The 14519-nt window shown below is 46.3% G+C and carries 5 protein-coding genes and 1 pseudogene; 5 read left to right on the top strand and 1 reads right to left on the bottom strand.

The genetic code is table 11. The features are described 5' to 3' along the window. Positions 1–82: 82 nt before the first annotated feature. The 5 genes and pseudogenes from HRE53_RS26880 to HRE53_RS26865 form a co-directional block, all read left to right on the top strand. Entirely contained in the window at positions 83–502 is a 420-nt protein-coding gene (locus tag HRE53_RS26880; protein ID WP_235111587.1) for a PAS domain S-box protein, read from the top strand. After that, on the top strand, positions 496–2508 hold the full coding sequence (locus HRE53_RS26875) for a PAS domain S-box protein (protein ID WP_235111585.1): 2013 nt from the start codon (positions 496–498) through the stop codon (positions 2506–2508). The genes HRE53_RS26880 and HRE53_RS26875 overlap by 7 nt, the downstream gene beginning before the upstream one ends. 22 nt (positions 2509–2530) lie before the next feature. After that, complete coding sequence (locus tag HRE53_RS26870) at positions 2531–4225, top strand: diguanylate cyclase domain-containing protein (protein WP_255801525.1); 1695 nt, start codon at positions 2531–2533, stop codon at positions 4223–4225. 17 nt (positions 4226–4242) lie between these two features. Then, complete coding sequence (locus HRE53_RS34635; protein ID WP_255801522.1) at positions 4243–4659, top strand: EAL domain-containing protein; 417 nt, start codon at positions 4243–4245, stop codon at positions 4657–4659. Continuing rightward, positions 4634–4901, top strand: a pseudogene (locus tag HRE53_RS26865) (ISAs1 family transposase); the annotation flags it as partial. The gene HRE53_RS34635 and the pseudogene HRE53_RS26865, both read left to right, overlap by 26 nt. Positions 4902–5623: 722 nt before the next feature. Here the strand turns inward: HRE53_RS26865 and HRE53_RS26860 are convergent. Continuing rightward, entirely contained in the window at positions 5624–14215 is an 8592-nt protein-coding gene (locus tag HRE53_RS26860; protein WP_235111584.1) for an FG-GAP-like repeat-containing protein, read from the bottom strand. Positions 14216–14519 lie beyond the last annotated feature (304 nt).

Raw genomic sequence — 14519 nt, 5'->3', positions numbered from 1 at the left:
ATTCCTAAAGACTGGGAATGCTGAGATCTAAATGGGTTGAGCATCCGGCCACTTTGGATATCAGTAGGGGGAAGTTTCATTAATGGCAGATCAACTAACTGCAACAACGGTGCAGCAAACACAAGCCTGGCAACAAGCCATTCTGGACAGTGCAGACTTCACGATGATTGCAACAGACCCTCAAGGGATTATCCAAACCATTAATGCTGGGGCACTGCGCAAATTAGGCTATCAGCCTGAAGAAGTGATTGGTAAAGTTACACCCGCCATTATTCATGATCCACTAGAAGTTCAGGAAAGAGCACAACAACTCTCATGCGAATTGGGCTATTCTATTGAACCTGGCTTTGAAGCCTTCGTTGCTAAGGCTCGATTGGGAATACCTGATGAAAATATTTGGACTTATATTCGTAAAGATCAGAGTCATTTTCCTGTTTGCCTGTCAGTGACAGCCTTACGTGATGAGGTAGGTAATGTGACGGGTTTTTTGGGGGATTGGTAAAGACATCACTGAACAACAAAAAGACTAAACAATCCCTTGATGAAAGTGAAGCCCGTTTTGCAGGAGCATTTCAACATGCAGCTATCGGTATGGCTCTGGTCTCACCAGAGGGGCATTGGCTAAAAGTCAATGCGTCAATTTGCGACATTGTAGGCTACTCAGAATCAGAGCTATTGTCGCTTACATTTCAAGATATAACCCACCCAGATGATTTAGGAACAGATTTAAGGTATATCAAGCAGCTTCTGGCGGGTGAAATTGACCATTACGACCTAGAGAAACGCTATATCCATAAACAAGGCCATGAAGTTTGGATTTTACTCAGCGTCTCTTTGTTGCACAAAGATGATGGCCAACCGCTATATTTCATATCCCAAATCCAAGACATTAATAAGCGCAAACAAGCAGAGTCAGCTTTGCAGAAATTCAACACCGATCTAGAGAAGCTGGTTGCGGAACGCACCAACCAATTAGAGAATGCCTACCTAAAACTAAAAACCTCAGAAGCACAATACCAAGACCTTTATGACAACGCCCCTGATATGTATTTATCCGTGGATGTTCGCACCAGCAAGGTTCTGCATTGCAACAAGACTTTATGCAATATTTTGGGTCTGAGCAAAGATGAACTCTTAAATCGATCCATTTTTGAACTGTATCACCCTGACTGTCACCCACAAGTTAAGAAGACTTTTCAAGCCTTTGTCGATACTGGAGAAGTAAAAGATGCTCAACTTGTTGTGCAACGACAAGATGGGAGCAAGTTAGACGTTAGTCTTAATGTCCGCGCCGTTCGTGATCAAAATGGAACTATTCTACATAGTCGTTCTAGTTGGCGTGATATCACTGAGCGGAAACAATTGGAAACTCAGTTGCAAGAGGTCAATGTAGAACTAGAGCGGCGAGTCGAACAACGCACCCAAGACCTTCATGCAGCTAATCAGAGACTAGAGCAAGAAATGAGTGAGCGACAACAAATAGATCTAGCTCGGCAGAAAAGTGAAGAGCGTTTACAACTTGCTTTAGAAGGATCAGGGGATGGGATATGGGATTGGGATATAGCGACAGGTGCTCTTTACTTAAGCCCCCAATGGCTAGCAATGTTGGAATATGATGTGGGTGATTTACCTCTACAAGTGAGTACTTGGGAAAAGTTAGTCCATCCAGAGGATCAACCCTGGGTGATGAAATTACTCAACGACCATCTTCAAGATCCTCTTCAACCGTATGCCTTTGACTATCGAGTCAAAACTAAATCAGGTCACTGGAAATGGATTGGCAACTTTGGTAAGTTAGTCGCCAAAGATTTGGAGGGAACCCCCCTCCGTATGGCAGGGATGCATAAAGACATCACTGTTCGTAAATATAGAGAGGAGCAGATCAAAACTTCCCTCCGAGAAAAAGAGGTCATGCTACAAGAAATTCACCACCGAGTGAAAAACAACTTGCAAGTAATTTCAAGCCTTTTGAATCTCCAAGCTAGAAATGTGAATGATCCGGGCACATTAGAAGTGATCAAAGAAAGCCAGAACCGAGTTAGTTCGATGGCATTGGTTCATGAAAAGCTCTATCAATCGAAGAATTTAGACAAGATTAACTTTTCAGAATATATCACTGACCTAGTGAACTCCCTCACCCGCTCCTACCAAAGTCAATCCAATCAAGTCAAAATTAAAATTGATGTGGAGCATGTTGCCTTCAAGCTGGATATAGCAATACCTTGCGGTCTGATTATCAATGAATTAGTCTCTAATGCTCTCAAGTATGCTTTTACAGATAGTTTAAAGCCAGAAATAAAAATCTCTATGCATACAAGCGTAGAACATGAAATAAACCTAGTCATCGCTGATAACGGTACTGGAATTCCTGAGAACTTTGACTGGCGACAATCTCGATCACTAGGGCTAAGGCTCGTTTCCAACTTAACAAGACAACTGTCTGGAAATATCGATCTTCTTGATCATGAAGGCACTGTATTTAACTTAACGTTCCCCATAACAGCTTAATTTTTTTGGCTCGGTAATACTTATGACTGCAACTAAGATTCTGATCGTCGAAGATGAAAGTGTTGTTGCGATTGATATTCAAGATAGTCTCATGCACTTGGGATATGATGTTCCCTTTATTGTTGATACAGGTCTTGATGCAATTAAAACAGCTCAAGAGTTTAGTCCTGATCTCGTCTTGATGGACATCCACCTTAAAGGTGATATGGATGGTATTGAAGCCTCAGAACATATTTACCGGAAGCTTGGTATTCCCATTATTTACCTGACAGCCAACGCAGATGAGGCAACCTATGCTAGGGCAAAATTAACGGGTCCTTTTGGTTACTTGCTAAAGCCCTTCCGGGAGGAAGAGCTACATACAACCATTGGCATCGCTCTCTACAAACACCAAGTTGATCAAGAAAAAGAAGAACAAGAACAGCGCTTGACCACGATTCTGCAGAGTATTGGTGAAGCCGTGATTGTAAGTGACCATGAAAGTAAAGTTACTTTTATCAATCCTGTAGCCGAAGAAATAACTCACTGGAAATCGTTGGAGGCCATCGGTGAAAAAGTCTCCACCATTGTTCCTATTCTGAGCGATGCGACGTTACTCCCCACAACACACCCGGCTGACAATGCACTGAAAAGCCTGTCCACGGTCGTTATGCCTGAGAACATTCTGCTCGAAACTAAAGGCCATTCAAGAATACCCATTGCTCTAACCGCCGCTCCCTTAAAAGATAGAAAGGGCAAAGCAATGGGGGTTGTCACGGCTTTTCGGGATATGACGGACCATAAACAAGCTAGAGAGCTTCTGATTCGGAATGCATTCTATGATTCCCTAACAACTCTCCCCAATCGGGCTTTGTTGATAGATCGCTTAAATCAATCCCTAGAAAGAGTAAAGCAATATGCCAATGATTCTTTTGCCTTACTTTTCGTTGATATAGACCGATTCAAAATGGTCAATGACAGCTTAGGGCATCCCTGTGGAGATCAGCTGTTACTCGCCATTGGCAAACGGTTGCGTCAGAACCTTTTTGCTACGGATACCGTGGCTCGCTTTGGGGGGGATGAGTTTGCCATCTTACTTGAGCATGTTTATGACAACAAAATGGCTTCTGAAGTCGCTGCACGCATCAATCATGTTCTCCAACAACCGTTTTTGGTTGAAGGGCAGACGGTTTATACCTCTGCCAGTATTGGTGTAGTTCTGGGTAGTGCCAAATATCAGAATGCTGATGACTTGCTCAGGGATGCAGATATTGCCATGTACCGTTCTAAAGAACAGGGTAAAAGCTGCTTCACGGTGTTTGAGCCTTCAATGTATGCTCAAGTCAAAGGTTTACTGCAATTAGAGAACGATATCCGTGATGCAATTGCCAACCGAGAATTTGAAGTTCATTATCAACCGATCCTAGCGTTATCGACCCAGGAAATTGTTGGATTTGAAGCGTTGGTGCGGTGGCGTAAACCTGGGCAGGGACTGATATCACCAGGAGTATTTATTCCTGTCGCTGAGGAAACAGGACTGATTGTCCCGATAGATTGGTGGGTGATGGATGAAGCTTGTCTGCAAATGCGCTTTTGGCAGCAACAGTTTCCCTCGTCCCCACCCTTAACAATCAGCATCAACATCTCCAGCAAACATTTTGCTCAACCCTCTCTCGTGGAGCAGGTTCGTCAAGTTTTAGAGAAAACGGGTCTGCCTCCGCAGAGTTTTAAAAGCTAGAAATTACTGAAACTGCATTGATTGAAAATCCTGATTTCGCCAATGTTGTTCTGACTCAATTGAAGCAGTTGGGCGTAAAGCTATGTATTGATGACTTTGGTACAGGTTATTCATCTTTAAGCTATCTACATCGGTTTCCCTTGGATATCCTAAAGATAGACCGCTCCTTCATCAATTCCATGCATGAGAATGAGGAGAAATTAAAAATCGTCAAAGTTATCATTACTTTGGCGAAGACGCTAGATATGCCAATCGTTGCTGAGGGGATTGAAACAGAGCAACAAGCTGAAATTCTGCGACAATTAGGTTGTGAATATGCACAAGGATTTCTGTTTCACAGACCCGTTGAATCAAGAGACGCTGAAATTTTATTGCAAGAAACAAATAAAACTTCAACGGCTGAGCAAAGCCATCCGACAGCATTGGTCGATTGAGAATCAACTTCACTGGGTCTTAGACGTGACCTTTGGCGAAGATGCCAGCCGTATTCGCAAAAGGACATGCACCGGAAAACATGGCCATCCTAAGGCGCTGGAGCATCAACCTCCTGAATCAAGAAACGTCCTTTAAGCGAAGTACCCGTCAAAAACTAAAACGGGCGAGCATGGATGAAGCGTATATGCTCAAAGTTATAGGCGCTTCTATTCCTTTACAGTCTAGCCTTTCAGAGGCTTGATTTTCTTGCGCTGCCCCTGAACGCAGACCCAAACCTTTTCCGCGAATGAGACAACCGCGCTCGGTTCTCAAAGCTAAGCTAGCTGCTTGATTGAGCTTAAGTCAGTGCCATTGATCTCTAGATACGTTGATATTCTCGATATCTGGGTGCTCTGGGCATATTCGCCCAAGAATACCTTTATAGATAAACGACATATCGTCTTCCATGTTGAGATAGCCAACAATATCAATAGAGTGCGAGAGATCTATTAATTCTTTAACAGCTTTATCAATGGCCTTTTTTGGGTCCTTAATATTAACAATAACTTGATACTCTTCTTTAAGATTTGGATAATATCGATCACAAACTAGAACTGAATGTAGACCTCTATTTTTTTACAAGCCGATTTACCATCACACTTTCTCTTCTGGCAATCATAGTAGACAAAAAGGCTTTTCTCATAATCAAATCGCCTAATTAAGAATAAGAGTATTTCTAAAAGAAATCTTAATTTGAATTAACTATAGCAATCTGAAATCAATCGTGAGATGTAGAGAGGCTGAAATCTTTACCAGTATCCATTTAGGTTGAATATAATTCTCACAACTCACGTCAGATCGCTATAGTTTAACTAAGTATTGCTAAAAAAAAGTACTGCTATAAATAATGAATCACTTGGTCAATTAGGATTAGATGCTGTCCTAATTAACCAAGTGATTCATTAAGGCTACTGGAGCCAATCGTTAGGGAGTGCTAATCAAATTGATGTGATTATTTACATCAAATCCAGAGGGTCCAGTGAGAATGGCCAATGTATTGTTGTAAGTACCACCCACGAACAACTCACCTGTTGATGAGTTAAACGAAATATCACTAAGGCTAGTTACCCCAAAAACAGCCTGGTCAATCTCGATGATATCTCCCTGCATGGTGTTGAAGTCAGTAATGCGGTCAATCCCCCCCGAGGCAGCATTTGTAGAAAAGACAAATGTATCTGCATTTGTGCCACCAGTAAGAATATCGTTACCTGCACCACCGACCAGGCGATCATTCCCTGCTCCACCAATAAGATTATCGTCCACACTCACAGATAGCGACACATTCACCTGACTCTCTCCAAAGCCAACGATATCGGCCTGACCATCGCCATTGACATCCGCCAACTGTCGAGGTTGCTGATCAGAAGTAAGCCCTCCTCCCCCAACTGTGGAAAAATATTTGTGAACAATAGATGCAGTGCCAAAAGTGCCATCACTTTGACCTAAAGAAACAGCGACAGCATTGTATCCAAAGCCGACAATATCGGCTCGACCATCGCCATTGACATCTGCTACTTGACGGGGGAAACGATTGTCACTGGTCCAGCCTCCTAACCCAGTAAATGCAGTAGTGGTAGTGAATGCAGTATCAAAAGTGCCATCACTTTGGCCTAAAGAAACAGCGACTGAATCGGGTCCAAAGCCGACAATATCGGCCCGACCATCGCCATTAACATCCGCTACTTGACGGAGGAAACGATCGTTACTGGTGTAGCCTCCTAACGTTGCAAATTCAGTGGTTGCAGTAAATGCAGTGTCAAAAGTGCCATCACTTTGGCCTAAAGAAACAGCGACTGAACTATATCCAAAGCCGACAATATCGGCCCGACCATCGCCATTGACATCCGCTACTTGACGTGGGAAACGATCGTCACTGGTCCAGCCTCCTAACCCAGTAAATGCGGCAGTGGCAGAGGTTATTTCACCAAAGGCAGAAGCATCAAAGTTAACCGCCCCATCACTCCCTTCATCAAGGAGGACATCATCTCCTGCACCTCCACTGAGAATGTCGGCACCGAGCCCTCCTGATAGGGTGTCATTGCCACCATTTCCACTGATGCGGTCATTGCCGTCTCCGGCATTGAGGTTTTCCGCAAGGCTGCTGCCGGAGACAGTATCATTCCCATCGCCAGTGTTGACCTGGATTGCTGGACCTGTGACTAAATTAGAAGGCACGGTGATCGTGTTGGTGCCGTCACCTGTTGCTCCAGGAATAACATTAGAGAGGATACTGTCAGGGTCACTAATGGCAAAGTTACTGCCATCGGTGGTAATCGTCAAATTATCATCATTGGTATTGAAGCGGTCGGTGATATTCAGGTTACCAGTCCCATCTAAGGAGACTTGAGTATCATCGGCATTGAGGATGGTAACAGTGTTTGAATAGTTGTTGGTTACGGCTAAGTTGAGCCGTGAATCTCCAACAAAGTCACCAATTGCGATAGATCTAGGATTAGTACCCGCTGCAAAGGTGGTTTGGCTAGTGAAGCCTCCAGAACCGTTCCCTAATAAGACAGAGACAGAACCAGAACTGACTTCGTTGGCAGTTGCAATGTCAGCTTGGTCATCCCCATTGAAGTCTCCAACGATCACAAATTCAGGATCACCACCTACCGCAAAGGTAGTTTGACCAGTGAAGCTTCCAGAACCATCTCCTAATAGAACAGAAATAGAAGAGTTACCACTGTTTGCGGTCACGATGTCAGCGACAGAATCACCATTGAGATCCCCCACAGCCACAGAGTAAGGACTACTCCCAACTGCAAAGGTAGTTTGGTCACTGAATCCTCCAGAACCATCCCCTAACAGGACAGAGACATTGCTGCCACTATTGTTTGCGGTCACGATGTCGGCTAAGGAGTCGCCATTGAAATCCTCCACAGCCATAGAGAAGGGACTACTTCCAACTGCAAAGGTAGTTTGGCTAGTGAAGCCTCCAGAACTATCCCCTAACAGAACAGCAACAGAAGAGCTTCCACTGTTTGCGGTCGCGATGTCAGCGACAGAGTCACCATTAAAGTCCCCCACAGCTATGGAGTAAGGGTTACTCCCTGATGCGAAGGTGGTTTGGTCACTGAATCCTCCAGAACCATCTCCTAACAGGACAGAAATATTGCCGCTACCATTGTTTGCGGTCGCGATGTCGGCTGTAGAGTCACCATTGAAATCTCCCAAGACCATGGAGGTGGGGCTACTTCCAGTCGCAAAGGTGTTTTGACCAGTGAAGCTTCCAGAACCATCCCCTAAAAGGACAGAGATATTATTGCTGCCTCGGTTTGCAGTCGCGATGTCAGTTACAGAATCACCATTGAAGTCTCCTGCAACCACAGAGAGAGGATCGTTCCCTGTCTCGAAGGTGAGTTGACCGTTCAAGTTAATCGAGAGTTCATCGTTGAGAATCGTGCTTGTAGCTGTTGCTGTACTAATTGTGCTTTCTTTGCCTGCAGTTGCATTACTGAGGGTCACTTCAATGGTTTCTGGCGATTCAACGTCAGTGTCGCCTAATACGTCGAGGGTGATGGTCTTACTGGTCTCACCAACAGCGAAGTTAATGGTGCCCGTGATAGAAGTTGCACCACTATCTCCACCGATATTGTTGAAGTCGCTGCCATTAGTGGCGGTTCCGCCAATGGTGTAATCGACACTACTAGCCCCATCTGTAAAACCCGAGCGAGTAATGGTGAAGGTCAGGGTTTGACTGCCACTATCGCCTTCGAATACTTGAAGGGCAGAAGTACTGATGGCATGGTCAATGGGGAGAACACCGAGTAAAGAAACTGTGTCGTCACTCAAGTTTGTCACGACTAGTTCAGATTGGAGATCGCCTTTGAAGTCTCCAATGGCAACAGCATAAGGGTTATCCCCAGCGGCGAAGGTGGTTTCACTGCTAAAGCCCCCAGAGCCATCCCCTAAGAATACGGAGACAGTGTCATCAAAGCGATTGGACGCCGCTAAGTCCGCTTGGCTATCGCCATTTAAGTCACCAACTATGACAGAGATGGGGCCATCTCCCACCGCAAGGGTCGTTTGGGTACTAAAGCCTCCAGAGCTATCTCCCAGGAAGACTGAGACATTGTCGTCTAAGAAGTTAGCAGTGGCTAAATCAGCTAAGGAGTCGCCATTGAAATCTCCCACTGACACAGAAAGAGGTTGGTTCCCAGCAGCAAAAGTGGTTTCACTACTAAACCCTCCCGAGCCATCCCCAAGTCGGACTGAGACATTGTCACTTGTGCGATTTGCAGTAGCTAAGTCAGCTAAGGAGTCGCCATTGAAGTCTCCCACTGAGATAGAGACAGGTCCCCCCGGTGCTGCAAGGGTGACTTGGCTATTAAGCCCTCCTCCACCATCGTTGAGGAAAACAGAGAGGGTGTTGTCGTTAGCATTAGCAGTGACTAGGTCTGCTAGAGAATCCCCATTGAAGTCACCCATGGCAACGGAACGGGGTGCATCCCCAGTAGCAAAGGTCGTTTGACTACTGAAGCCCTCAAATTCTCCTTCGCCTCCTTCGCCCAGAAGGAGGGAGAGGGTATCGCCATATTGATTCGCTACCGCGAGATCCGGCAGGGTGTCTCCATTAAAGTCGCCAATCGTGACCGAGCGCGGACGATCTCCGACAGCGAAGGTCGTTTGGCTACTAAATCCTCCTGAACCATCTCCTAGCTGGATAGAGACAGTATCATCAAAGCTGTTTGCAATGGCGAGGTCTGCTTGGCCATCGCCATTGAAGTCCCCAACTGAGACAGCAGCTGGTCCCGCTCCAGTGCCAAAGGTGCTTTGGGCGGTGTAGTCAACGGATAGCTCATCATTGAGGATAGCGCTGGTTGCTGTTGCTGCACCAATCGTGGCTTCTATCCCAGCCGCGGCATTACTGAGGGTGACCTCAATCGTTTCAAAGGGCTCAAATTCAGTGTCCCCTAGTACGTCTAGGGTAATGGTTTTGCTCGTTTCCCCTGCGGCAAAGTTAATGGTGCCTGTGGTTGTAGTCGCGCCACTATTGCCGCCAATATTGTCGAAGTCGCTGCCATCCGTAGCAGTACCTGCCAAGTTGTAATTGACACTACTGGCTTCATCCGTAGAACCTGAGCGAGTAACGGTAAAGGTCAGTACTTGGCTACCGCTATCTCCTTCAATCAGTTGAGTAGCAGAAACGCTGATCGAATGGTCGATGAAAGGGATGGTGAGGATGGATAGGTTGTCGTTATTCAAGTTGGGTGTGGCTATGTCAACTCGAGAATCCCCATTGAAGTCTCCAATAGCGACAGAGTAGGGACTATCTCCAGTAGCGAAAGTCGTTTGACTAGTGAATCCCCCAGAGCCATCTCCTAATGCAACGGTGATGTTGTCATCAAAGCGATTTGCTGTCACTAAGTCAGCTTGACCATCTCCATTCACATCTCCAACTGATACGGAGACAGGACCATTCCCTGCCGCATAGGTAGATTGGCCACTGAAACCACCAGAGCCATCTCCTAGACGGACAGAGACGTTGTCGTCTAATAAGTTTGCGGTGGCTATATCGGCTAATGAGTCACCATTGAAGTCACCAACTGTGACGGAAAGAGGCTGATTCCCAGTAGCAAAGGTGGATTGGCCACTGAAGCTGCCAGAACCATCTCCTAAGAGAATGGAAACATTGTCGTCTGTGCGGTTTGCGATCGCGAGGTCGGCTTGGGAGTCCCCATTGAAGTCCCCTGTTGCCAGGGATACCGGTCCATCTCCTGTTGCAAAAGTGCTTTGCTCACTCAGTCCTTCACCACTTAAGAAGACTGAAACGGTATCTTCATTTGCATTCGTTGTGACTATGTCAGGTCGGGAATCGCCATTGAAGTCTCCAGTCACCATGGAAACAGGACCATCTCCTGTGGCAAAGGTGAGTTGGCTACTAAAGCTACCGGAGCCATCCCCTAACAAGACTGAAATCGTGTCGTCATATTGGTTCGCTATGATGAGGTCGGCCTGGTCATCCCCATCGATGTCACTAACGACTACCGAGCGAGGACGTGAACCTGCAGCGAAGGTGGTTTGACTTGTGAAACCGCCAGAACCATCAGCTAATTGAACTGAGACGGTATCTTCAAAGCTGTTCGCTGTGGCTAGATCGACTTGACCATCTCCATTGAAGTCTCCGACAGCTATAGAGACTGGACCTGCCCCAGTACCAAAGGTGGATTGGCTACTGAAGTCGCTAGAAAGCTCATCGTTGAGGATGGTGCTGGTTGCGATAGCATCACTAATTGTGGCCTCTATGCCAGAAATTGCATTGCTGAGAGTGACCTCAATTGTTTCAAATGGCTCAAAGGTAGTGTCGCCTTGCACATCCAAGGTGATGGTTTTACTAGTTTCCCCTGCAGCAAAGTTTATCGTGCCGGTTGTTGCAGTAGCTCCACTGTCACCAGCAATATTATCGAAATCGGTGCCATTAGTAGCGGTTCCTAAAATGGTGAAATCGATACTACTAGAATTATCCGTAGAACCCGAGCGAGTGACGGTAAAGGTCAGGGCTTGGCTACCGCTATCTCCTTCGATCACTTGAGGAGCGGAAACACTAATGGCATGATCGATAGTGAGGGTAGGAAGACCAAGAACTGAGATATTGTTACCACTACTGTTTGCCGTAACTAACTCGGTTATGGAATCACCATTGAAGTCACCAACCGTCACGAAATCAGGGCTACTCCCAGTCGCGAAAGTCGTTTGACTACTGAATCCCCCAGAACCATCCCCTAATAACACTGAAACGTTAGCGTCATTAATGTTCGCTGTCGCTAAGTCGGCCACAGAATCGCCATTGAAGTCACCAACCGTCACGGAGCGGGGGTCACGCACAGTCGCAAAAGTAGATGGGCTCGTAAATCCCCCAGAGCCATCCCCTAACAATACTGAAACGTTGTCGCTATTAACGTTTGCCGTTGCTAAGTCGGCCACGGAATCGCCATTGAAGTCCCCAGTCGCCATGGAGAAAGGTGTAATCCCACCGGTAGCGAAAGTCGTTTGACTACTGAATCCCCCAGAGCCATCACCTAGCAATACTGAAACGTTCCTGGCAACATTATTGTTTACAGTCGCTAAGTCTGCCTGGGAATCACCGTTAAAATCTTCAACAACGATGGAGAAAGGAAAATCTTCCACTGCGAAGGTGGATTGATTCGTAAATCCCCCAGAACCATCTCCCAGTAAAACTGAAATGTTGCGACTTTGTGAGTTCGCCGTCACTAAGTCAGAGAGGGAATCGCCATTGAAGTCCCCAACCGCAACAGAGTAAGGAAAATCTTCCACTGCGAAGGTGGATTGATTCGTAAATCCCCCAGAACCATCTCCCAGTAAAACTGAAATGTTAGCGTCATTAGCGTTTGCCGTGACCAAATCGGCTATGGAATCGCCATTGAAGTCCCCAACCGCCACCGACTGAGGAGAATTCCCAACTGCGAAGGTAGATTGGCTCGTAAACCTCCTAGAACCATCTCCTAACAACACTGAAATGTTAGAGTCATTAGCGTTTGCCGTGACCAAATCGGCTATGGAATCGCCATTAAAGTCCCCAACCGCCACCGACTGAGGAGAATTCCCAACTGCGAAGGTAGATTGACTACTAAAGTCAACATCATCGTTGATAATGGTGCTGGTAGTTGTTGCTGTACTAATCGTGGCCTCTACTCCAGCCGCGGCATTACTGAGGGTGACCTCAATCGTTTCTAAAGTCTCAAATTCGATGTCACCTAACACATCCAAGGTGATGGTCTTGCTGGTTTCTCCCGCAGCAAAGTTAATCGTACCTGTGGTGGTGGTGGCTCCACTATCACCCCCAATATTGTTGAAGTCGGTTCCATCAGTAGCGGTTCCTGCGATGGTGAAATCGACACTACTGGATTCATTCGTAGAACCTGAGCGAGTGACGGTAAAGGTCAGTACTTGGCTACCACTATCTCCTTCAATCAGTTGTGGAGCAGACACGCTGATAGTGTGGTCAATGGTGGGGGTGGACGCTAGAAGTACTGAGACGTTATTGCTATATAGGTTTGTCGTTGCCAAGTCGGCTATAGAATCGCCATTAAAGTCCCCAGCCACCACAGATTGGGGAAGAAAACCAGCCGCAAAGGTGGTTTGGCTACTAAATCCTCCAGAGCCGTCCCCTAAAAGCACAGAGACGTTATCTGCATTTGAATTTGCTGTGGCTAAGTCAGCAATAGAATCGTCATTGAAGTCGCCCACAGCCAAAGATTTAGAACCATCACCAGCTGCAAAGGTAGTTTGGTTACTAAATCCCCCAGAGCCATCCCCTAAAAGCACAGAGACGTTGTCGCTACTAAGGTTTGCCGTGGCTAAGTCGGCAATAGAATCGTCATTAAAATCTCCAACGACCACAGAGCGAGGACTATCACCAGCGGCAAAGGTCGTTTGGCTACTAAACCCCCCAGAACCATCTCCTAAAAGAATTGAAATATTGTCACTGTTGATATTTGCTGCGGCTAAGTCGGCAATGGAGTCGTCATTGAAGTCTCCAACCTTTACGGAGCGTGGAGTATCTCCTGCCGCGAAGGTGGTTCGGTTACTAAATCCTCCAGAGCCATCCCCTAAAAGCACAGAGACGCTGTCGTCAAAATTATTCGCTGTTGCTAAGTCCGCGATAGAATCGCCATTGAAATCCCCTACCGCTACGGAGTAAATATCTCCAGGGGCGAAGGTGGTTTGTTCACTAAATCCCCCAGAACCATCTCCCAGTAAAACTGAAACGTTATCACTAATCGTGTTCGCTGTTGCTAAGTCCGCGATAGAATCGCCATTGAAATCCCCTACCGCCACGGAGTAAGGATTAGTCCCAACTGCGAAGGTAGTTTCGCTGCTAAACCCACCAGAACCATCTCCTAAGAGTATAGAGACGCCGTTCCCATCCGCCGTCACTAAATCGGCAATAGAATCGTCATTGAAATCCCCAACTGACACGGTTCCGGAGTTCTCAACTGCAAAGGTGCTTTGATCACTAAAATCGACTGCTAAGAGAGCGGGATAGGTACTGAGGGTGGTCGCCGTGAAAGGAAGCTTTGTGGATGCACTGTTTGTCCCCAATGCCGAATACCCCCCATCAGATAAATTCCAGTTACCCCCTAAGGCAGCATTTCCTGTCGGACCCTCATTAGCGGCAATGCAAGTTCCCGTTAGTTGACTCAGTCGTTGCACAAATTGCTGCCCCAGTTCCCCAGCAGCCACCTGACAACCATATAGAAAGACCTTGACCCTACCCGCTAACAGATCTTGCCACTGCTGCAGTTCGGTAGCATATTGTCCAAGATTCTCTAGGGTCAGAGGACCGTTACCCAACTGCAATTGCCCCGGTGCACCGTGACTGACCAGATGAACCTCATCTACTGAATTCTGCGCTCTTAATGCTTTAGTGATTTGAGGGATACTCTCTTCTCGAGGGTCGAGGACCACCACTGTTGCACCTGGGACCACACCATTGACTAAGTACTGAGGTGCGTCAATAGTTGAGTCGATAATGACTAAACGTTGGGAAGTCATCGGGCTGTAATCCTGTTGAGATAAGGGATTCAATTTCATTGTCGTGAAGAAATATAGATAAACAGCAGAAAAAGCCCCTCAATTAGCCGAAGTGCTGGCTAGAGCGAAGGACTGCTGGTCTCCCCAGAAGGGAGCCAGTTTTAGCTAATGGAGAAAATTCTTAGGTTATGCCTTGAAAAATGAGTGCTGAAGTGGACGAATGGTCTCTTGGAGGTATCAGGACAGGACTTACTAGTTCTCTTTTGCCCCACTCAAAAGAACTTCTATACATTTTTATTACATTTCTTTACGAAACTATTTTTTT

Origin of the sequence: Acaryochloris sp. 'Moss Beach', assembly GCF_021497025.1 — a bacterium.
In the GTDB taxonomy this organism is placed as follows: Bacteria; Cyanobacteriota; Cyanobacteriia; order Thermosynechococcales; family Thermosynechococcaceae; genus Acaryochloris; species Acaryochloris marina_A.
The sequence above is the reverse complement of the archived record's forward strand: the minus strand, read 5'-3'. Positions and strand labels throughout refer to the sequence as shown.

Excerpts from the sequence above, each read along its gene's own strand:
- HRE53_RS26880 (WP_235111587.1), top strand. The coding sequence starts at position 83 with ATGGCAGATCAACTAACTGCAACAACGGTGCAGCAAACACAAGCCTGG.
- HRE53_RS26870 (WP_255801525.1), top strand. The coding sequence starts at position 2,531 with ATGACTGCAACTAAGATTCTGATCGTCGAAGATGAAAGTGTTGTTGCG.
- HRE53_RS26860 (WP_235111584.1), bottom strand. The coding sequence starts at position 14,215 with ATGACTTCCCAACGTTTAGTCATTATCGACTCAACTATTGACGCACCT.